Origin of the sequence: Paraburkholderia sp. BR13444 (assembly GCF_040948755.1) — a bacterium.
In the GTDB taxonomy this organism is placed as follows: domain Bacteria; phylum Pseudomonadota; class Gammaproteobacteria; order Burkholderiales; family Burkholderiaceae; genus Paraburkholderia; species Paraburkholderia youngii.
Genome location: NZ_JBFPKM010000009.1, coordinates 121,700 through 141,206 on the forward strand (window position 1 = coordinate 121,700; position 19,507 = coordinate 141,206).

The 19,507-nt window shown below is 63.4% G+C and carries 19 protein-coding genes; 7 read left to right on the forward strand and 12 right to left on the reverse strand.

All coding sequences use genetic code 11. From position 1 onward, the window contains the following. Positions 1-174 precede the first annotated feature (174 nt). The 3 genes from AB3X95_RS24590 to AB3X95_RS24600 form a co-directional block, all read right to left on the reverse strand. Positions 175-612, reverse strand: coding sequence for a hypothetical protein (locus AB3X95_RS24590; RefSeq protein WP_255215028.1), 438 nt, complete (start codon positions 610-612; stop codon positions 175-177). A 334-nt stretch (positions 613-946) separates the two neighbouring features. Continuing rightward, positions 947-1,429 (reverse strand): DUF2778 domain-containing protein, encoded by a 483-nt coding sequence (locus AB3X95_RS24595; protein ID WP_368622772.1) that lies wholly within the window; start codon positions 1,427-1,429, stop codon positions 947-949. A 146-nt stretch (positions 1,430-1,575) separates the two neighbouring features. Then, positions 1,576-2,502 (reverse strand): LysR substrate-binding domain-containing protein, encoded by a 927-nt coding sequence (locus tag AB3X95_RS24600; RefSeq protein ID WP_176366437.1) that lies wholly within the window; start codon positions 2,500-2,502, stop codon positions 1,576-1,578. Between the two features lie 124 nt (positions 2,503-2,626). On the opposite strand from AB3X95_RS24600, the gene AB3X95_RS24605 reads away from it, so the two are divergent. Both AB3X95_RS24605 and AB3X95_RS24610 read left to right on the forward strand, forming a co-directional pair. Then, complete coding sequence (locus AB3X95_RS24605; RefSeq protein ID WP_368622774.1) at positions 2,627-3,721, forward strand: tartrate dehydrogenase; 1,095 nt, start codon at positions 2,627-2,629, stop codon at positions 3,719-3,721. Positions 3,722-3,899: 178 nt separating this feature from the next. Beyond that, positions 3,900-5,210, forward strand: coding sequence for an MFS transporter (locus AB3X95_RS24610; RefSeq protein WP_368622775.1), 1,311 nt, complete (start codon positions 3,900-3,902; stop codon positions 5,208-5,210). 81 nt (positions 5,211-5,291) lie between these two features. On the opposite strand, the gene AB3X95_RS24615 is transcribed toward AB3X95_RS24610, so the two are convergent. Then, positions 5,292-5,903 (reverse strand): hypothetical protein, encoded by a 612-nt coding sequence (locus tag AB3X95_RS24615; protein WP_368622776.1) that lies wholly within the window; start codon positions 5,901-5,903, stop codon positions 5,292-5,294. A 452-nt stretch (positions 5,904-6,355) separates the two neighbouring features. Here AB3X95_RS24615 and AB3X95_RS24620 point away from each other — a divergent pair, with 452 nt between their 5' ends. After that, entirely contained in the window at positions 6,356-7,099 is a 744-nt protein-coding gene (locus AB3X95_RS24620) for a hypothetical protein (protein ID WP_368622777.1), read from the forward strand. Between the two features lie 97 nt (positions 7,100-7,196). On the opposite strand, the gene AB3X95_RS24625 is transcribed toward AB3X95_RS24620, so the two are convergent. Then, positions 7,197-7,532, reverse strand: a complete 336-nt coding sequence (locus AB3X95_RS24625; protein ID WP_368622778.1) for a DUF4148 domain-containing protein — start codon at positions 7,530-7,532, stop codon at positions 7,197-7,199. Positions 7,533-7,901: 369 nt separating this feature from the next. On the opposite strand from AB3X95_RS24625, the gene AB3X95_RS24630 reads away from it, so the two are divergent. Then, a complete protein-coding gene (locus AB3X95_RS24630) occupies positions 7,902-8,825 on the forward strand; it encodes a LysR family transcriptional regulator (protein ID WP_176120901.1) in 924 nt (307 codons plus the stop codon). Between the two features lie 11 nt (positions 8,826-8,836). On the opposite strand, the gene AB3X95_RS24635 is transcribed toward AB3X95_RS24630, so the two are convergent. Both AB3X95_RS24635 and AB3X95_RS24640 read right to left on the reverse strand, forming a co-directional pair. After that, complete coding sequence (locus AB3X95_RS24635; protein ID WP_368622779.1) at positions 8,837-9,448, reverse strand: hypothetical protein; 612 nt, start codon at positions 9,446-9,448, stop codon at positions 8,837-8,839. Positions 9,449-9,455: 7 nt separating this feature from the next. Then, complete coding sequence (locus AB3X95_RS24640; protein WP_176120903.1) at positions 9,456-10,475, reverse strand: AraC family transcriptional regulator; 1,020 nt, start codon at positions 10,473-10,475, stop codon at positions 9,456-9,458. Positions 10,476-10,674: 199 nt separating this feature from the next. Here AB3X95_RS24640 and AB3X95_RS24645 point away from each other — a divergent pair, with 199 nt between their 5' ends. Next, positions 10,675-12,942, forward strand: coding sequence for a glycoside hydrolase family 3 C-terminal domain-containing protein (locus AB3X95_RS24645; RefSeq protein WP_368622780.1), 2,268 nt, complete (start codon positions 10,675-10,677; stop codon positions 12,940-12,942). Positions 12,943-13,047: 105 nt separating this feature from the next. Here the strand turns inward: AB3X95_RS24645 and AB3X95_RS24650 are convergent, their stop codons facing one another. Together AB3X95_RS24650 and AB3X95_RS24655 are read right to left on the reverse strand one after the other, a co-directional pair. Continuing rightward, entirely contained in the window at positions 13,048-13,452 is a 405-nt protein-coding gene (locus AB3X95_RS24650; protein WP_176120905.1) for a DUF3224 domain-containing protein, read from the reverse strand. Between the two features lie 63 nt (positions 13,453-13,515). Further along, positions 13,516-14,466, reverse strand: coding sequence for a LysR family transcriptional regulator (locus AB3X95_RS24655; protein ID WP_368622781.1), 951 nt, complete (start codon positions 14,464-14,466; stop codon positions 13,516-13,518). Positions 14,467-14,548: 82 nt separating this feature from the next. Here AB3X95_RS24655 and AB3X95_RS24660 point away from each other — a divergent pair, with 82 nt between their 5' ends. After that, complete coding sequence (locus AB3X95_RS24660; RefSeq protein WP_176107030.1) at positions 14,549-15,268, forward strand: SDR family oxidoreductase; 720 nt, start codon at positions 14,549-14,551, stop codon at positions 15,266-15,268. 32 nt (positions 15,269-15,300) lie between these two features. On the opposite strand, the gene AB3X95_RS24665 is transcribed toward AB3X95_RS24660, so the two are convergent. The 3 genes from AB3X95_RS24665 to AB3X95_RS24675 all read right to left on the reverse strand — a co-directional run bounded on the left by AB3X95_RS24665 (position 15,301) and on the right by AB3X95_RS24675 (position 18,431). After that, positions 15,301-16,701 carry a DHA2 family efflux MFS transporter permease subunit gene (locus tag AB3X95_RS24665; RefSeq protein ID WP_368622782.1) on the reverse strand — a complete coding sequence of 467 codons (1,401 nt, stop codon included), beginning with the start codon at positions 16,699-16,701 and terminating at the stop codon, positions 15,301-15,303. A gap of 55 nt (positions 16,702-16,756) precedes the next feature. Next, positions 16,757-18,019 carry a multidrug effflux MFS transporter gene (locus tag AB3X95_RS24670; RefSeq protein ID WP_368622783.1) on the reverse strand — a complete coding sequence of 421 codons (1,263 nt, stop codon included), beginning with the start codon at positions 18,017-18,019 and terminating at the stop codon, positions 16,757-16,759. Positions 18,020-18,206: 187 nt separating this feature from the next. Continuing rightward, positions 18,207-18,431 carry a hypothetical protein gene (locus AB3X95_RS24675; protein ID WP_176121089.1) on the reverse strand — a complete coding sequence of 75 codons (225 nt, stop codon included), beginning with the start codon at positions 18,429-18,431 and terminating at the stop codon, positions 18,207-18,209. 187 nt (positions 18,432-18,618) lie between these two features. On the opposite strand from AB3X95_RS24675, the gene AB3X95_RS24680 reads away from it, so the two are divergent. Then, positions 18,619-19,503, forward strand: a complete 885-nt coding sequence (locus AB3X95_RS24680; RefSeq protein WP_368622784.1) for a LysR family transcriptional regulator — start codon at positions 18,619-18,621, stop codon at positions 19,501-19,503. The last annotated feature ends 4 nt before the right edge of the window (positions 19,504-19,507 follow it).

Consider the following 19,507-nt stretch of genomic DNA (forward strand, 5'->3'; position numbering starts at 1 on the left):
TACAGACTGTGGGGATCACGATTTTCGTGCTACAGATTCCAGTCGTACGGGCCGTTCCGGCGTACGAACACGCGCGTCGTTCGTTTAGTCAGAGAGAGTTGCGGTGTTGGAGGCACCTTCGATCCCATTAGCAAGGCGCAGCACATATGCAAGCACGCGTAGCCGTCGCAGCGGTTACTGTTCAGCCTGCGATGCGGCATTGGCCAATGCTTTACACAGTGGACTTATGCCTTTGGGACAAGATCTCGTAGAAAGCGTAATGATTTTTGCAAGGTCGTCAGTATCAAGTGTTGAGTTAATGTGACGTCGCACGAACGATTCTAGCGGCGGATTGAGCTTAATTTGTTTATCAAGTTCTGGTAACGCTTTCCAGTGGTCAATCAGCAATCGCGCGATTGCCTCAGAATAGCCTTCAGCAATCCCACCATCGTCGCAGTGACCATATTTGCTGAATGTGCTATTTACCTGAGCCCAGCTATCGAGGTGATCCACCATCGCGTCCGCCGCAACAGCATCTTTTTCCGTGCAAATTTTGCCGTACGCCAACGGCATCCAAGCAGCAATAGCAGCAGCTACAAGCAGCGCCGCCATTTTGCGGTTATTCCAGTCCATTTAACGAGAGTGTCGCGTCCTGCGACTCACCCATAATCCCGTCGATTTTTATGAAAACGTCATTTGACATCAAGGCGACTCCTCGTTCTAACTAAAAGCACAGACCCGCCCCACGAGAGCCCCCAGCAAAATAGGAAACTGACTACGAGTAGCAGCGTAACCACCACGTCCTGCTCGCCCTCCATACCAACGGCACCAACGAGCTTGAAGAGGGGGCGAAGCCTTTCTGACGTGGACTCGCTGCCAACCCAGCGTGCAAGCGGGGCGATCGACGACAATGCGAGACAGACTGGAACAGTCAGCACGAGGGCCACAAAAATCCGCAGGACATTTTTCATTGCACCAGTACCGTGCCGTAGTACTGCAGTGTTGTGCCGGGTATCGTCCGGGTTGGGTGCGACAGCAAGAACGAGCGTAAGCGATCGAACTGGGACTGGTCCGTGACCGTGATGCATCCTTCACTTTCGCCCCAACGACCTGTTGGATGCAGGCGGAAGTTGCCTCGCTTCACGCCATTGATAAATGTCCAGTCGTCAATCGCACCGTCGTTTCGATAAAGCGCGAACCAGGTCGAATGATCGACATTTAACCACGCGTCCTTGACAAGGTCATACAGCCATCCCAGATGACCGCCACTCTGTCGGTCCACGATGTAGTACAGGCCTTGCGGAAGCGGACCGCTTTCGGCGATCGCCGTGTCTGCGGGGTTGTTGACATGGGCGGGTTTGCCAGAAAAGGCAGACACGTTGCCAAAGCCTTTGCAGGTCAATACAGAGATGAGTCGGCGGTTGAGCGTGAAATAGCACTCGGCGGGCATGGTATCCAGATCGAAAAGGCGGTTACTCCGTCGTGCGACGAAGCGAGCCGCCGGGACCGAGGAGACAGGTGAAGCGAGGGAACGTTCGTGAGACCGACAGCTTCGCCGAAGACGCGACCATGCTCAATCAGACGACTCGGAAAACGCTACCCAACCACCCCCACCTCACCCCCCAACTCCCGCGCAATAAACTCGACAAACGCGCGAATCCGATTCGACATCTGATGCCGCGGCGAATACACCGCGAAGATGTCCGCATTCGGCGTGTCGTGATCAGGCAGCAACTGAACGAGCGACCCCTCCGCCAGATACTGCCGGATGTCCCATTCCGCGCGCATCAGGATGCCGTGTCCTTCGAGCGCCCATTTGACGGCGATCTCGCCGTCGTTGGTGGTCAGCGTTCCCTTGATGCGCACCGCCTCGGTCTTGCGCGCGGCGCCGCGTCCCGACGTCAGCCGCCACACGCCATATGCTTCGTCTCCCTGCCGAATGCCGATGCAGTTGTGGCGCGTCAGGTCGTGCGCCGTGAGCGGCGTGCCGTGCGCCGCAAGATATGACGGCGCCGCGCACAGCAGACGCCGGTTCGGCGCAAGCCGGCGTGCGACTACGCGCGTATCGGGCGGCTCGCCGAAGCGGATGCAGACGTCGAAGCTGTCGTCGGTGAGCGGCGGGGGCGTGACCGACAACTGCAGTTGAACCGACACTTGCGGATACCGCGCGACGAAGCGCGAAATTGCCGGTCCGATATGGCTGCGCCCGAAGCCGAGCGTCGCGTTTACGCGCAGCAAACCCTTCGGTGTCTTCTTCGCCGAGCCGAGCAGTTCGGCCAGCTCGTCGATCTCGTCGAGAATCCGCCGCGCGCGTTCGAGGTATAGCTCGCCTTCGGGCGTCAGCATCATGCGGCGCGTCGTGCGGTTCACGAGCGCGACGCCCGCGCGCTGTTCCATCTGCGTGAGGCGCTTGCTGACGGCGGCCGCGGTCAGCCCCAGTTCGCGGGCGGCCGCGCTGAGGCTGCCGCTTGCCGCGAGCGTCGAGAAAAAGCTCAGATCCGCTGGCTGCACGGTGTCGCGCATCGTCTTTTCCACGCCTTCGCATTTGTGAATGCAAGTTAAAGATGCTTTGAGTTTAGCACCGGTTTTTACCCATGCGATCGCGCTAGAGTCCACTCACGCCATTCACCAAGCACAGGACGCAGACATGAAGACCTATCGCCTCGCAACCATTCCCGGCGACGGCATCGGCAAGGAGGTCGTGCCGGCCGGCGCGCAGGTGCTCGAAGCGCTCGCGAAGACCACGCGCGCCTTCACGTTCGAGTTCGAGAACTTCGATTGGGGCGGCGACTACTATCGCCAGCACGGCCTGATGATGCCGGCCAACGGGCTAGATGCGATCCGCAACAAGGATGCGATCCTGTTCGGCTCGGCGGGCGACAAGGACATTGCCGACCACATCACGCTGTGGGGTCTGCGTCTGAAGATCTGCCAGGGCTTCGATCAATACGCGAACGTGCGCCCGACACGCATCTTGCCCGGCATCGACGCGCCGATGAAGTACTGCAAGCCCGAAGACCTGAACTGGGTCATCGTTCGCGAAAACTCGGAGGGGGAATACTCGGGTGTTGGTGGCCGCGTGCATCAGGGCCATCCGATCGAAGCCGCGACCGACGTGTCGATCATGACGCGCGCCGGCGTCGAGCGCATCATGCGCTTCGCGTTCCGCCTCGCGCAGTCGCGCCCGCGCAAGCTGTTGACCGTGATCACGAAGAGCAACGCGCAGCGTCACGCGATGGTGATGTGGGACGAGATCGCGCTCGAAATCTCCAGGGAGTTTCCGGACGTCACCTGGGACAAGGAACTCGTCGATGCTGCGACCGCGCGCATGGTCAATCGTCCCGCCACGCTCGACACGATCGTCGCCACCAATCTGCACGCCGATATTCTCAGCGACCTCGCAGCCGCGCTCGCGGGCAGCCTCGGCATCGCGCCGACCGGCAACATCGATCCGGAGCGCCGCTATCCGTCGATGTTCGAGCCGATCCACGGCTCCGCGTTCGACATCATGGGCAAGGGGCTCGCGAATCCGGTCGGCACGTTCTGGTCGGTCGTGATGCTGCTCGAACACCTCGGCGAATTCGCCGCGGCGAGGCGTGTGATGCAGGCCGTAGAAACGGTCACCGCGAACAAGTCGCTGCATACCCGCGACCTCGGCGGCACGGCCACGACCGCGCAGGTGACGGCGGCCGTATGCGCGTTGATCGAGCAGGCGGCGACGCCCGCGGAGAACGCGGCTTGAACGCCGGCTTCGCTTGAATTGACCGGCACCAAGCGGGAACCGCGCGCCACCCAGGTGCACGGTCTACGCCCCGGCCACCACGTGGCCGGCACCCAACCTTGACTCGACTAGCTCGGCCCAACGTCGGCCGGCGCGAGGCTCGCGCGCGGTCCACTGCCGCGCGCAGCAGGAGGAGACAATGACTTCGGAACTCGAAAGCCGGGTGTCCCGCAAGCTGATGCTGCGGATCATCCCGTTCGTCATGCTGTTGTACTTCGTGAGCTTTCTCGATCGCGTGAATGTGGGCTTCGCCGCCTTGTCGATGAACAAGGCGATCGGTCTTTCGCCGACCGCGTTCGGCCTCGGCGGCGGGCTCTTCTTTATCGGCTATTTTCTGTTCGAAGTACCGTCGAACCTGATCCTGCACAAGGTCGGCGCGCGCCGCTGGATTGCTCGCGTGATGGTGTCGTGGGGGCTCGTGTCGCTCGCGTCCGCGTTCGTCGTCGGGCCGAACAGCTTCTACGCGCTGCGCTTCATTCTCGGCGTCGCGGAAGCGGGCTTCTTTCCCGGCATCATCCTGTATCTGAGCCTGTGGTTTCCGACCCGGCAGCGCGCGGTCGCGGCGGCGTGGTTCATGGCCGCCGCGCCGATTTCGACCGCGATCGGCTCGCCGATTTCCGGCGCGATCATGAAACTGCCGCCGATCGCCGGACTCGCCGACTGGCAGATGCTCTACATAATCGAAGCCCTGCCGGCGATCATCCTCGGCTTCTGCGTGCTCAAGTATCTAACCGACAAGCCCGCGCAAGCCGAGTGGCTGCAGCCCGAGGAGCGCGACTGGCTGATCGCGAAGCTGAAGCTCGAAGCCGACGCGCGGCACGCGCATGCAGGCCACACGGCCGGCGCACTCAGCGCGTTGCGCGATCCGCGCGTGCTCGCGCTCGCGCTGATCTACTTCGGCACCTCGGCGGGACTTTATACGCTCGGCTTGTGGGCGCCGCTGATCATCCGCCAATATGGTTTCGGCACGTTCGAAACCGGGCTGCTTGCCGGTGTGCCGAGCGTGCTCGCGGTGATCGCGATGGTGCTCTGGGCGAAGCACTCGGATCGTACCGACGAACGTACATGGCACGTCGTGATTCCGTGCGCGCTTGCGTGCGTAGGCTTCGTGTTCGCCGGCAATGCGAGCACCGCGTTGATGATCGTGCTTGCGCTCGTCGTCGTGAACGTCGGCATCAGCGCCGCGAAGGCGCCGCTGTGGGCGATGCCGAGCATGTTTCTGTCGGGCGCCGGGGCGGCCGCGGGGATTGCGATGATCAACTCGATCGGCAACCTCGGCGGCTTCGTCGGGCCGTTTGCGATCGGCTGGCTCAAGAACGTGACGGGCGGCTATACGGCGGGGCTTTATGTGGTCGGCGCGACGTTGGCGGTGTCGGCGGTCGTGACGCTGATGCTGAGCCGCCAGACCAGGCATGCGCCGGTCGCGGTGGGCGAGCGGCAAGGTCACTGAGCGAAACATCGATGATACGGGAGCGCCGCCGGCTGAAAGGCCGGCGGCGAACGTGAACTCATCCGATGCGTTAGCACTCGACTACCGGAACCCGTAGACCAGAACCTTCTTCCCTTCAAAGTGTTCCTGCACACCTTGCACGCAATTCATCGGACAGCTGTAGTCGGGAGTCGACGAGGCTGTCGGGACACTCGCCCGATAGACCACGGATTCGATCTGCGTCCCGTCCGAAGTGATCACGATGTTCAGGTCAGTCTCGACGCCAGCCGCCACAGGTCCTCCGGTAATGTAGCGGACCGACATCGTTCCGGTGCAATCGGAGTTCACCGTGTAGGTGCCGGTCTGGTGAGGATTGAAGGTAGTCGAGCCGGCTTTCGGCACGCCGTTGATGTTCCCAACGTCAGTGCGTGTGAAACCACCGCTGCCGTCGAACGTCACCAGGGCGACGTCATCGTAAATCAACGGGCTCGTGAACGGATGCAGCGTGTTCGTCGAATCGAGCAATCCAAGAATCTCTCCGTGACCGATGAACCCATAGGGTCCCTTTAGCGTTGCCTTGGAGCAAAGGCCCCCGCGACCACCACCGTCGCCATCACCGTCGCCATCACCCCTGCCGCCGGCCTGCGCGGTGCCGCTCAGCGACAGAATTGCAACGGTTACCGCCGACCAAACGCTTATATGCTGGGTCTTCATCTTCATCTCCTTGTTAGCAAATCAGGCGCATGAAATTGCGGCGTGCAAAAGTCCTTCGGCTGCCGGGATCGGGGCCTGGATCAATCAAACGAAAATAGTCGATTAAGAAATGGCCGCAGTAATGCGTGGTCGCTGTCGTTTGAAGGACCAGGCGTGGGCCAAAGTGTTGAATTGCGAAAGGCTTTCACCGGGCAGTCGTGTTTCGCTCGGTGTCGGCGGATACGTGCGGAAGGGATGCACGAAAGGCCGCGCAATGGTGACTTCGTGGGTCGGCCACGCTTCAAAGTCGCATAGCGAAACCCAGTGTAATCCACGCTATTTGCGGCGACCTGATGAATATCGGACAAAAGGAAGGCACAATCAGATCGCGCGCTGCGAATCGCGGTGACGCCGCGTGCCGTCTATGAAGCACGTGATGACTTGCACCGTGATTCGCGACATACGGAGACGAGATGGCAACGCACGATTCGTCGCAGGCGCTCGATCCCGCGGACTATATCGCCCACCACCTGCAGAACTTTTCGACGTCGTCGTCGGCTTCAGCTGCGGCCTCGGTGGAGCACAGTGTGGGCGCGTTCATCCGGAGTCCTCATGCGCTGGTTTTCGCTGCGGTGCTGTTCGTCGTGCTGGTGTGCTTTGCGGCGCTGAGGGATCGAGGCGCGATGTTCAGCGTCGGGCGCGCGGTCAGTTTCGGGCGGCGTCTGTATGTGTGGTGGTCGTGCGCGTGGCGTCAGGGGCTCGCGAGTACGCTGCTTTTCGTCGCCGCCGTCGTGGCGTTTCACTTTCTGGTGCCGCGCACGGCGGTGCCGCTGATGAAATTTTCCGAGCACGTGATTACGCCCGATGTCGCGAGGAGTTCACCGGCATGGTCGACGGTGATTGCGGCGATGCCGGCGATCGTCGCGTTTGCGATCTACCTGCTGGTGAGTCTGCCGATCGCCGGATATATGGTGCGCAGCGGCCTGGCCGCGCATGGTTTCGCCGGCTCCGAACGTTTCGGCTTCTGGCGCGCGGTGTCGCTCGGGCTCACGACGTATCTCTGGTCGGTGCCTGGAAGCCTCGCGATTGCCGATGTCGGAATTTCATTGCCCGGTCATGCCGCGGATGCGCTGCGCGCGATTCTTGTCGTGGTGTGGGGGATGTATATCGTTTTGCCGAGGCAGGTGAAAAGGGTAGAGAGGTTTGCGGCGGGGTGAACATCGTCGAAGCGACTAGATGGTGCATGCCCAACGGCCCGCTCGAAGCGGGCCGTCTTCCATTGCCGCTGCCCACATGGGCAGCGCTCGCCAAACATCAATGATGCGCGTAGACCGAGGCGAGGCCGGCAACGTCCTGTTGCTGCGACAGCACCGAGACCTTAACCGCGCCAGCTCCGGCCGCCGACGACCCGTTCGCCGACCCGCCATATGCGGACGTCGCCGCGCTATTCAGCGCGCTCACGCGTGCCTCGGCGGCTTGGATATCCTGCGGATAGGTGTTGTAATCTGCAGCCGGGTTGTAACCCGCCTTTTCGAGTTGGACCAGTTCCGCGCGAACCTGGGCACGTGTAACCGGCGCGTTGGACTGCGCGAACGAAACGACGGGGACAGCGACAACAGCGGCAACGATCAGCGACTTGACGAGTTTCATGGTATCCACCTGAGAGCAATTGAGTTGGTTCAGACCACGGTTGCGTGGCCCGTGCATCCAGTCGCGTCGACGTCCGCTTTGCTTTGCGGCACCGCCGACTGGCATGGACGTATTTGAACCCCCTCATGTATCCCGCCTGTTTCCGCGAACCCCGACTTTTGCAACGGTGTTTGTCGGTCAGCGCGCTGGATACATAACGATACGAAACTCGTCGAACTCACCGCGCACCGTTACTGGCCGCGAATTCGGCGGGTCGAGGAAGCGCGTGCGCAACACCATCCTGACCAGGGCAATCCTTGCTAGCAATAGCAACAAAGTTCACATACCGTTCCTCACGGAGCAACGGAGCCAAAGGCTAACGAGGATGTGATGCGCGAAATCAACCAGCAGCGGCTGCGCTATTTCCATGAGGTGCTCGGGCACGGCACGATCCGCGGTGCCGCGGACAGCCTCAACACGTCGCCCTCGGTGATTACGCGGCAGATCAAGCTGCTCGAAGACGAACTGGGCGTGCAGCTGTTCGAGCGGCAGGCGCGCGGCGTCCGGCCCACCGAGGCCGCCGCGCATCTGCTGGAGTTCTGGCGCGGCTATCGCGCGCAGCAGGAGAAGTTCGAGGATCAGCTGCACGCGTTGCGCGGCTTGCAGCAAGGCCGCGTCGATCTGGCCGTCAGCGAGGGTTACGTGGATGCGCTGATTGCCGAGGTCATCACGCCGTTCTGTGTGCAATACCCGAAGGTCGATATCGGCCTCACCGTGCTGCCGGTCGACGACGTGCTCGACGCAGTTGCGGAAAGCCGCGCCCATATCGGGCTCGCGTTCAATCCGCCGCCGCATCCGCGCGTCGAATATCGCGCGAGTTCCGCGCAGCCCGTGGTGTTGCTGGTGCGGCGCGACCATCCTCTCGCGCGGCGCGGCAAGCCCGCCACGATCGACGATCTGCTCGCGTGGCCGCTGGCGTTGATGCCGAGCACGTTCGGCATCGGGCACCTCGCAACGATGCTCGCGTTCGTCGAACACGTTGAGATCCGTGCGACGCTCACCACCAATTCGCTAACGGCACTCAAGCGGTTTGTCGCCGATGAAAACTTTGCGACGCTGATCGGAGAGTTCGCGGCCTCGCGCGAGATCCAGGCTGGCGAGCTGGTGACCGTGCCGATCGACCACGCGCTGTTTTTAGGCACGAAGGCGCGCGTGCTGGTGAAATCCGGGCGGCCGCTCGTCGCCGCCGCGCACGAACTGCTCGCGTGGATCTTGCAGCGCATGACGATGTTTGGGGGCGGCGCGCAAAGGTGAATTGGGTTGATTCACTGCGACCGCGCGCAATAGGCCCCCACCTGCCGCCTGCGCACCACCAACAACGAACAGACCCCGATGGACGCCACGATATTCACGGCCGGATAAAACGCCACGGCCACACTCCATTTCGGCAGCGCGAGAATCGCGAGCGCGTACTTAAGAACACATAGCGCAAAGTACAAAAGACTCTCGCTCCACGGGTCAAGAATAGTTTTGCGCACCGTCGGCCCCAGGCCGACGAGTTCGATCAGCGTGACAAGACAGATCGACCAAGTCGGATCATTGGTGAGTATCCAGAGCGGAATAGCCGACAACGCAGCGACGAGGCAAAGCCAATCGAAAGCGGTCCGCCGCCGTTCACCCCGAAAGACGCTCGCGACGAGAACAAAGAAGCAGGTGGCCGCGATCGCCGCCGTAGACCACGCCGAAGGGCCTGCACCGGCGACGAATTGCCCGCCCGCCGCAATCGCCGTGACGACCGACCAGACCAGCCACGTGAACAGATGCGGACGTACGGTGCCGCGCCAGATCGCAAGTCCATAAGGCAGAAATGCGACCAGCGAAACGATCGCCCCCATGACGCCGAACAGTCGGCTCGTGTCCTGAAAGATGCGCATCATAGGAGGATCACACCCGGCACTGTCCTCGATATCGTGCCGGCGGTGCTCCACACGCACGCGTAAAGAACCGCGTAAAGGCTGTCGTCGATGCAAAGCCGACCCGCTCGCTGATCTCGCTGATCGGCATCGGCGTATGCGCGAGCAGCGTACGTGCTTCGTCGATGCGCGTTTGCGTCAGCACCTCGCTGAAGGTTTTGCGCTCCGCGGCGAGCTTGCGTTGCAACGTCCAGCGCGTCAGCGACAGCCGCTCGCAGACGATCGTCTGCAGGCTCTTCGGATCGATCGCATCCGCCTGTTCGCGCAGCACGGCACGCAGACATCGCTCGACCGTCGGAGAAAAGCGGCCCTGCTCGCGAATCCGCTGCAAGATGCCGTCCGCGGCATGCATGTGAATTTTCGAAAGCGGCGCGTTGTAGACCTCGAACGCGCGGTCCAGCGCCGACGACTGCAACACCATCCGATTGCACGCCTGATCGAGTTGAACGCGCACGCCCAACGTCCCGCACAGCGCGCCGAACGCACCGAGCCGCGCATCGGTGATGCCTGCGTCGCGCACGCGCAGGCGCGCGTCGTAGAGCTTCGCCACTCTGGCGATCAGCGCGAAATTGCCGAGCGCGCTCGATGCGTTGCGACCTTCGCCTTCCGTCACGTATTCGAAAGCGACTTCGTCGCCGTGCTCCTGCACGACGAGCCAGTCGACATTACCGATCAGGTCGCGGTAGGTGACGTAATTGCGCAACGCATCGCGCAGCGTCGGACTATTGCAGAGCACGCCGGCGAGCTCGGGGAAATACAGCAGACTATCCAGCACGTCGCCCTCGGGCGCGCCGCGCATCAGACAGCTTTCCGCAAGCCGCAGCGTTGCGACGTGTTTGTCGCCCGGGACCCGCGCATCCGCTGCGGCGATGTCTGCCTCCGCGATGCCGATCTCGTGAGCCACTTTGGTGCGATCGAGACCCTCACGCTCCGCCGCGTCGAGCAATCCTCGATAGATGCGCGCTGATACGGACTTCTGACGCAAATCCACTGTGCCTCCTCCGGTCGAAACCTGTCTGCGGGTTTTCCTGACTCTTCATCGGTCAAGTGCTGCACCCATCGGTCAAGCGCGCTTCGAGCGCATCCCTAGAATTTCTTTCGGCGCATTACCGCGAGCGCTAAGCGTAACAGGACGACAACGTTATGCAATGCAAATCACATGACCGACAACGACAACCAGGAGCGAGACGATGAGAAGCAAGCTGACGATACCCTTTGCCGCAAGCGCCATCGCCTGCGGTGTCACGGTGGTACTCGCCGCCTGCGGCAATGGCAGCAGCCTCAGTGACCCGCCGTTGCCGAGCGATCCCGATGCACGCGCCGATACGCGTGCCGCCGCGCTGGTCCAGCAAATGACGACCGCCGAAAAGATCCAGCTCGTGCACGGCGTCGGCATCCCCAACGCGGGACTCGGCGGTCCGTATCCGGCCGGCGTCAACGGAGCAGGCTACATTCCGGGCATCGCGCGGCTTGGCATTCCGGGCCTTGCAATGGCCGATTCGGCGGGCGGCGTCAATGTCGTCAACTCGAATGCGACGGCGCTGCCCGCACCGGTGGCGCTCGCCGCAAGCTGGGACCCGACGCTCGCGAACGAATACGGCGCGCGTATCGCGACCGAGCTGCGCGTGCTCGGTTATGGCGAAGGTCTCGGCGGCGGCGTCAATCTCGCGCGCGAACCACGCAATGGCCGCACCTTCGAGTACATGGGCGAGGACCCGGTACTGACCGGCACGCTGAGCGCCGCGCGCACGATCGGCACGCAGGCGCAGAAAGTCATCGCGACGATCAAGCACTACGCGATGAACGATCAGGAAACGAACCGCATGACGAGCAACTCGGTCGTCGATGAACGCACGATGCGCGAGACCGAGCTGCTCGCGTTCGAACTCGGCGTCACGCAGGGCACGCCCGGCAACGTGATGTGTTCGTACAACCTCGTGAACGGCGTGTATGCATGCGAAAACCGGTATCTGCTGACCACCGTGCTGAAGAACGAGTGGGGCTTCAAGGGCGTCGTGCAATCGGACTGGACCGCCACGCACAGTACCGTCGCGTCGGCGCTGGCCGGCCTCGATGAAGAAGAGCCCGGCGATCTCGGCGGCGGAGCGTCGATTCCAGGCTTCACGCTGCCGTCCTATTTCAACACCGCGCTGACGAGCGCGGTCAATGCCGGCAGCGTGCCCATGTCGCGACTCAACGACATGGTTCAGCGCAAGCTTCGCACGATGATCCGCTATGGCGTCTTCGATTCGCCGCCGACCACCGGCGGCAGCGTCGATCAAACCGCGGGCAACGCGCTTGCGTTGCAGGTCGCGCAGCAGTCGTCGGTGTTGTTGAAGAACGCGGTGGCGAACGGTGATTCGCAGCCGGTGCTGCCGCTGAATGCGGCGGGGTTGTCGTCGATCGTGGTGATCGGCGGTCACGCAGATGCGGGCGTGCTGTCGGGCGGTGGCTCGGGCGCCGTGCCGGCGGCAGCGGGCAACGCGGTATCCGGCTGCGTGTCGCCGTCGCCGCTGTTGAGCACCTGCGCGACGTGGTACAAGTCGGCACCGCTAGCCGCGATTCAGGCGAAGGCGCCGAACGCGAGCGTGACCTTTGTCGACGGCACGAACGCGGCGGCGGCGGCCACCGCGGTCGCGAAGGCGGACGTGGCGATCGTGTTCGCGACGCAATGGGAAAGCGAAGGCGCGGATCTGCCAAGTCTGAGCCTGCCGAGCAATGCAACCGACAGCTATAACCAGAGCTACGATCAAAACGCGTTGATCACCGCGGTCGCGGCGCAAGCGAAGCGCGTGATCGTCGTGCTAGAAAACGGCAGCCCGGTCCTGATGCCGTGGCTCGGCAACGTGCATGGCGTGCTCGAAGCCTGGTATCCGGGCGTGCAGGGCGGCCAGGCGATTGCCGATCTGCTGTTCGGCACCGTGAATCCATCCGGCAAATTGCCGATTACGTTCCCGATGCAGGACGCGGATCTGCCGCAGCCGACGATCTCGGCCACCGATACGACCGTCAACTACAGCGAAGGGCTCTTCATGGGGTACCGCTGGTATGACGGCAAGCAGATCGCGCCGCTGTTCCCTTTCGGTTATGGGCTGTCCTATACCAGCTACAGCTACTCGGGCCTCAACGCGCAAGTGGATGCCAGTGGCAATGTGACTGTGACCTTCAACGTCAAGAATACGGGCTCACGCGCGGGCGCGGAAATCGCCGAAGTTTATGCCGCGTTGCCGAGCGGTCTGGGCGAACCCCCGAAGCGCCTGGTCGGCTGGCAAAAGGTCGCGCTGCAGGCGGGGCAGTCGCAGCAGGTCAGCGTATCGATTGCGCCGAAGCTGCTGTCGACGTGGGACGCGACCAACCACGCGTGGAAGCTCAACGGCGGCGTCTATCAGATGATCGCGGGGGCTTCTTCGCGCGATCCGAATGCGTTGACGGCATCGGTGACGATCGCGGGGCATTGAGCGCCGAGGTGTTGAACCAGAAAGCCGGGCAGCAGGGTACGGAGTCTCGCTCCGTGTCCTGCCTGCCCGGATAGCTCGTGTCGTGGCCGTTCCGGGTTCGGCACGTCAATCGCCGGGCAGCCGATAAGCGAACTCGTACGAATGCGCGCCATCGACGATGTCGATCTTGAACTCGCCTTCAATGCCGCTCAGCTCGCCCGTGCCCGAATCGGGCACGACCGTCACCGCCAGCGACGCAGCACCGCGATTCATCACGCCGATATGCTGCAGCACGAACGTACCCTGCTTGCCCGCCAGCGTGCCCGTGACCTGTTCGAGCGCGACATAGCCGGCCGAGCCTTTGACGTTCGTCATCGCGCTCAGCATTTGCCCTTGCGTGGTTGCGGCGAGATCGCCGGAGATCTGCTTGTCGATCGACATGCGGCCTAGCTTCGATTCGGCCTCCGCGTTTTCGAACGGCATCGGTTGAAGGGAGACGATGAAAGTGCCCTTTGCGATGTGCTGAGTCATCGGATTTCCTCCTGGCTTGAACGGGCGAAACGTGACGTTTCCGAAACGTAGCATACGTCGCTGTCAATTCGCCGCACGCGCCGTGCTGTCAGCCGTGCCGAACGCATCCGCGAACTCGCGCTTCAACCACGCCAACGCCGGGTCCTGATCGTGCGCCGCGGCCCACATCAACGAAACCTCGTAGCCCGGCACTTCGAATGGCAACGGGCTGAGCGCGAGACCGAGCGTATCGCGCCAGACGCGGCCGATGAACTCCGGCACGGTCGCGATCGCCGCCGTGCGTTGCACGATGAACGGACTGGTCGCGAAGTTCGAACTCGAAAACACGACCTCGCGCTTCAGTCCCTGCAGCTCCAGTCGTTCATCGATGAAGCCGCGCAGCTCGGCGCTGAACGAAGTCAGCACGTGGCGGTGGCGCAGAAATTCGTCCATCGACAAATGCTTGCGACGCGTCTTGACCAGCTTCGGGCTGTAGACGCTCACGAAGCGCCACGAAAACAGCGGCATGAGTCGCTGCCACGGCACGCACTCGCGGAACACGCCGACTGCGAGTTCGATCGCGCCATCGTCGAGCATCGCGGCGGCGCGCGTCGAATCGGTGGAGCGTGCGATCAGCTTCACGCCGGGCGCTGCGACGGCGAGGCGCGCCATGATCTCCGGCATCAGCAGCAGTTCGAGCGAATCGCTGAGGCCGATGCGGAACACCCGCTGCGCGCGGGCCGGATCGAACACGGACGGCTGCGTGAGCGCCTGATGCAGCGATTGCAGGAATGGCTCGATCTGCCGCGCGAGTTCGAGCGCGCGCGGCGTCGGCGTCATGCCTTGCGGCGTGCGCACGAACAGCTCGTCGCCGAAGGTCTCGCGCAAGCGTTTCAGTGCGCCGCTGACGGCCGGTTGGCCAACAAACAGCCGCTGCGCGGCACGCGTGACGCTCCGCTCTTCCAGCAGCGCGCGGAAGGTCAGCAACAGGTTCAGGTCGAAGCGCCGAAAATCATTTTCAATGATGTTGGCCATGACGTTAAACGATTTGAATGATGGACACGCACCGCGCATTCTACTGCCACGGGGTCTTCCGTTCACTCACAGGAGCAATGAAATGGACTGGCAAAATCAGAAGGTCGTGGTGCTGGGTGGTTCGTCGGGTGTTGGGCTCGCGACGGTGAAGCGGCTCGCGGCGGCTGGCGCGAGCGTCGTCGCGGTGGGGCGCGACCGCGCCAAGCTGGACGATGCGCTGAGCGGCATCGGCGCACAGGTGACGGGCGACGCGCTCGATTGCACCGATCGCGCGGCGCTCGAACGGTTTTTCGGCGGCCTCGGCCGGATCGATCATCTGGTGATGACGCTGTCGGGCGGCGAAGGCGCGGGACCGTTTGCCGAGCTGGATCTGGCCGCGCTGCGGCGCGGCTTCGAGGCCAAGTTCTGGCCGCAGCTCGAAGCGGCGCAGACCGCGCTGCCCGCGCTGCGTCGCGACGGCAGCATCACGTTTCTGACCGCGATTTCGGCGCGCATCGCGAACCCGGGTACGGCGGGTCTGGGCGCGATCAACGGCGCGCTCGAAAGCATGATCGGCACGCTGGCGCGCGAGCTGGCGCCGCTGCGCGTGAACGCGGTGTCGCCGGGGGTGATCGATACGCCGTGGTGGGACAGATTTCCGGCGAGCGTGAAAAGCGAGCTGTTTCGCCAGCAAAGCGAAACGCTACCGGTGCGGCGCGTCGGCCAGGCCGACGATGTCGCGCACGCGCTGCAGTTTCTGCTGGAGAACACGTTTATGACGGGGGCGGTGATCGAGTGTGACGGCGGCTTGCGACTGCTGTGAAGCACGGGCGCGGGAATGTGCGCTCAGGCGTCCTACGCCCTCCGAACCCGAACCGGCAGACACATCGTCGCCGCGAAGCACAGCAAATGCAGCGCGGCCAGCAGCACGAACATCGGCAGAAATCGGCTGGGCTGTACATCCGAAGCACCGTGCAGCGTCAACGCGATCGCCATCGAAAGCAGCGTCGTGGCGAACGGACCGCCCACTCTCTGCGCGATGTTCAACGCCGTATTCGCGACCGCGAGCCGTTCTCTCGCGATCGACGAATACGCGGCCGAGATCGATGGCACGCTGATCGTCCCCTGACCGACGCCCGCAAGGAACAGACTGACAGCGGCCCATCCGGCCGAGAACGAAGCGATGCTCATCCACAGAAACACGAGCGTGCTCAGAAACGCCAGCAATGCGCCGCCCGCCGCGAGCGCGCGGCAACCGAGCCGCTCGGTCAACCAGCCGATCGGCGGGAACGAGCACATCATGCCGACGCCGGTCGCCGCGAGCAGGCCGCCCGCGTGCGCGGCCGACAAACCGCAGCCCGCGATCAGAAACAGCGGCACTGCAAGCTGTCGTCCATACATGATCCCGTTCGCGGAGAACTGCGCGAGTGCCGCGACCGAGAACGTACGCCTTGCAAACATGCGCACGTCGATCAGCGCGGCATCGCCTTTGCGCAACGCGTACAGCACGAACCCGGCGAGAAACACGACGCCCGCAAGCAGCCACGCGAGGCCCACCGCGCGCAACGCGTTCTGAAGTCCATAGACGAGTGCGACCAGCCCAGGGGAGATCAGCGCAAAGCCGGTGAAATCGAACGGCCGCTTCTGCGACGCAGGGGCATCGTGCGGCAGCAGCAATACCGCCATCGCGATGCCGACAGCGCCCACCGGCGCATTGATGAAGAACAGCCACGGCCAACTCGCGTGCGCGAGGACGAGCCCGGCCAGCACCGGGCCGAGAATGGGACCGAGCAGTATGGGCAGCGCGGTGAAGCCCATCACGCGCTCGAGGTTCCTGCCGGCCACTCGTCCGATCATCATCTGCGCCATCGGTACGAGCACACCGGCAACGAGGCCCTGGAAGATGCGCGCGCCGATCAGCTCGCCGATCGTCTGCGCCGCGCCGCACAGCATCGACGCTATCGTGAACGTCGAAAAGCAGAACAGGTACAGCCGCTTCGCGCCGATGCGGTCGACCAGCCAGCCGTTGAGCGGCAACATCAACGCCATCGCGAGCAGGTAGCCGCTGACGATCCACTGCGCGGCGGCGATCGACGCATCGAGCGTATGGCCGATCGTCGACAGCGACACGTTGACGAGCGTCGAATCCATCTGCGACATGAACGAACCGATCGACACGACCGCCGCGACCTTCCAGACGGTCGGATCGATCCGCTCGGAAGCGGACGCGGAGATGTGCTCGCGCATGCCGCTCATCGGTCCGCGCGGGTACGGATAAAGGTCTGGCGCTCGGTCAGGCTCATGTACCGGCTCACGCTGCGTTGCCGCTCGCGGTCGCCGCGGCCGCGGGCTGTACCTGCTCGAGATGGCGCAGCAGCTTCGTCACCATCATCACCACGACGAACGCGAGGACCACGAAGAACAGCGCGAGCGGCGTGAGCACCTGCACCGACACGAAGCCGGCCAGCCCCATCATCGCCGAGGACACCAGCAGCAGCGCGCAGCCGAGAATCGCGCTCGTCAGGCCCGCGATGTGCGGGAACAGCGAGTTGCCCTTCGCCATCAGCGTCGGATACATCGCGCCGGCGCAGAAGCCCATCACCAGCACGGGCGTCGCGAGCGTCCACACGCGCAGGCCGACCGTCAGCGCGAGCAGCAGCATCACAACCGACGCGGCCGCCATCAGCCGCGCGCCGATGCGCAACCGCTGCTCGGCGCTCGGCAGACGCGGACCGTGCAGCCGATTCGACAGACCGCCAAGGAAGTACATCATGCCGATGCCGAGCGCGAGATAGCCGAAGAAGGTCGGCGGCTTGTGCAGCGTGGTCTGCACCATGAACGGCCCGACGATGTTGAACACGAGCAGGATGCTGTAGCACAGGCCCTGCGCGAGGAAACAGCTTTGGAACACGGGGCTCGCGAGCACCTTGCGCGCGTTCGCGGTCAGCGTGCGCGGTTCGAGATGCACGGGCTTCGGCAAGGTCTCGCGATAACGCCACAAGAGCGCCCACATCACCAGCGAATAGATCAGCAAGAACACGAGGCACGCGCGCCAGCCGAACGCCGTCTGCAGATGCGCGCCGATCACCGGCGCGACGATCGGCGCGAGCCCCCATGCGATCGACATGTACGTGAACGCATGCAGCAACGCCTGACCCGCGAACGAATCGGTGATGATCGCCTTCGCGAGCAGGTTCGTGCTCGCGATGCCGAAGCCCTGCAACGCACGGGCGAGGATGAACGTCTCGAGATTCGGCGCCGCGAGCGACAGCAGACAGCCGACCGTGTAGACGGTCAGGCCGAACGCGAGCACGCGCTTGCGGCCATACGCGTCGGCGATCGGACCGAAGATCAGCTGGCCGAACGCGTAGGCGGCCATGTAGCCGGTGACGCTGGTCTGGATCGCTTGCGGCGAGGTACCGAAGTAGTGCGCCATCGCGGGCAGCGCGGGCACGTAGATGTCGATGGCGAGCTGTCCGGCGGATGCGAACAGGCAGATCAGGAACAACAGGAAGCGCGGCGAGTTCGGAGCGGAGTTGGCGGAGGCGGGTTGGTCGGCGGTAGCGTGGCTCATGGGTGCATCGAAAGGGAACACTGGCGGCGCGGGCAATCGGCGCGTTCGGATATCGAACGGAAAAGACGCGGGTGCCCCGGCATTATCGCCGGGTATTGTGCCCGTGGTATCGCGGGAAGTGGGATATTCCCTGGCGAGGGTGTGGGATGGCGCGGCCGACCGGCGCGCTATCCCGCCGCAACGACGCTCATCTCGCGCAATCTTCGATCGACCGCAGCAACGCTCCGTGGTCCGCCGGGTCCTGGAAGAAGGCGACGAAGCTCGCGTGTTCGCCGTTTGCGATGCGGTCCGAGCAGTCCTTGCCTTTGAGCGGGGGGCGAGACGCCGTCCAGATCATCGCCATCACGGCGAGGGCCAGCACGACGCCTGTAAAGACGAACCCGAGCAGCAACGACCTGGCGTCGTCCGACATTGTGTCTAGCGGATGAGAAGCGTCTTGCGGCTCGCAACTTCTAGTTGAAGATGAGTTCATGCCGATGTCCCCGATAGTCAGCGTTGAAAAACCAGCGCCACCATCTTCCATCTGCACGTAAGATTGAAAAAGTTGAGTTTACTGACGATGTGATTCAGCTTTTCTGACCAATGCCATTCCGACTCCGATGAGAGAGATTAGTCTCGACCGCCTGCGCACCCTCGTTGTCGTCGCCGACCTCGGCTCTTTTGCCGAGGCCGCTCGCGTTTTGCATCTCGCGCCACCCACGGTCAGTCTGCATATCGCTGATCTCGAAAGCCGCGTCGGTGCGCCGCTGCTGTCGCGCAAACGCGGCCAGGTGCGGGCCTCGGCGATCGGCGAGACGCTGGTGGCGTATGCCCGTCAATTGCTGGCCAATGCGGAGCAGGCGTTGGAAGACGTGCGGCGACAGGTGGAAGGGCTCGGCGGACGGGTTCGGCTCGGCGCTTCCACCGCAGCCATCGCGAATCTGCTGCCGCAGGCGTTGGAACGGCTGGCCGAGGACCATCCCGGCATCGACGTGCAAATCGCCGTGCTGACTTCGCAGGAAACGCTGACGCGACTCGCGGAGGAGTCGCTCGACGTGGGCATCGTGGCGCTGCCGCAAGCGCCGATACGCGGGCTATCGATCGAAAAATGGCGCCGCGATCCGGTGGTCGCATTCATGCCGGCCGGGTGGCCGTGTCCGGCGCGCATCACGCCGCAGTGGATCGCCGCGAAGCCGCTGATCCTGAACGACGCCACCACGCGGCTTTCCCGTTTGACGACGGAATGGTTCAGCGCGGCGGGGCAGCATCCCACGCCGCGCATCCAGCTCAACTACTCGGATGCGATCAAGAGTCTCGTGGCGGCGGGATACGGCGCCGCGCTGCTGCCGCAGGAAGCAGGCCGCTCAACGGCCGACACTCGCATCGTCACACGTGCGCTGCGCCCGGCGTTATGGCGGCAGCTGGGCCTAGCCTTTCGCGCGGGTACGGTGGAGCGTCCGACTCAGTATGTGCTCGACGTATTGCGGAGTTTGCGGTTGAGCTAGTGAG

Excerpts from the sequence above, each read along its gene's own strand:
- AB3X95_RS24620 (WP_368622777.1), top strand. The coding sequence starts at position 6,356 with ATGGCAACGCACGATTCGTCGCAGGCGCTCGATCCCGCGGACTATATC.
- AB3X95_RS24680 (WP_368622784.1), top strand. The coding sequence starts at position 18,619 with ATGAGAGAGATTAGTCTCGACCGCCTGCGCACCCTCGTTGTCGTCGCC.
- AB3X95_RS24605 (WP_368622774.1), top strand. The coding sequence starts at position 2,627 with ATGAAGACCTATCGCCTCGCAACCATTCCCGGCGACGGCATCGGCAAG.
- AB3X95_RS24665 (WP_368622782.1), bottom strand. The coding sequence starts at position 16,701 with ATGAGCGGCATGCGCGAGCACATCTCCGCGTCCGCTTCCGAGCGGATC.
- AB3X95_RS24675 (WP_176121089.1), bottom strand. The coding sequence starts at position 18,431 with ATGTCGGACGACGCCAGGTCGTTGCTGCTCGGGTTCGTCTTTACAGGC.
- AB3X95_RS24625 (WP_368622778.1), bottom strand. The coding sequence starts at position 7,532 with ATGAAACTCGTCAAGTCGCTGATCGTTGCCGCTGTTGTCGCTGTCCCC.
- AB3X95_RS24645 (WP_368622780.1), top strand. The coding sequence starts at position 10,675 with ATGAGAAGCAAGCTGACGATACCCTTTGCCGCAAGCGCCATCGCCTGC.
- AB3X95_RS24630 (WP_176120901.1), top strand. The coding sequence starts at position 7,902 with ATGCGCGAAATCAACCAGCAGCGGCTGCGCTATTTCCATGAGGTGCTC.
- AB3X95_RS24660 (WP_176107030.1), top strand. The coding sequence starts at position 14,549 with ATGGACTGGCAAAATCAGAAGGTCGTGGTGCTGGGTGGTTCGTCGGGT.
- AB3X95_RS24655 (WP_368622781.1), bottom strand. The coding sequence starts at position 14,466 with ATGGCCAACATCATTGAAAATGATTTTCGGCGCTTCGACCTGAACCTG.
- AB3X95_RS24595 (WP_368622772.1), bottom strand. The coding sequence starts at position 1,429 with ATGCCCGCCGAGTGCTATTTCACGCTCAACCGCCGACTCATCTCTGTA.
- AB3X95_RS24590 (WP_255215028.1), bottom strand. The coding sequence starts at position 612 with ATGGACTGGAATAACCGCAAAATGGCGGCGCTGCTTGTAGCTGCTGCT.
- AB3X95_RS24650 (WP_176120905.1), bottom strand. The coding sequence starts at position 13,452 with ATGACTCAGCACATCGCAAAGGGCACTTTCATCGTCTCCCTTCAACCG.
- AB3X95_RS24610 (WP_368622775.1), top strand. The coding sequence starts at position 3,900 with ATGACTTCGGAACTCGAAAGCCGGGTGTCCCGCAAGCTGATGCTGCGG.
- AB3X95_RS24670 (WP_368622783.1), bottom strand. The coding sequence starts at position 18,019 with ATGAGCCACGCTACCGCCGACCAACCCGCCTCCGCCAACTCCGCTCCG.
- AB3X95_RS24615 (WP_368622776.1), bottom strand. The coding sequence starts at position 5,903 with ATGAAGACCCAGCATATAAGCGTTTGGTCGGCGGTAACCGTTGCAATT.
- AB3X95_RS24635 (WP_368622779.1), bottom strand. The coding sequence starts at position 9,448 with ATGATGCGCATCTTTCAGGACACGAGCCGACTGTTCGGCGTCATGGGG.
- AB3X95_RS24600 (WP_176366437.1), bottom strand. The coding sequence starts at position 2,502 with ATGCGCGACACCGTGCAGCCAGCGGATCTGAGCTTTTTCTCGACGCTC.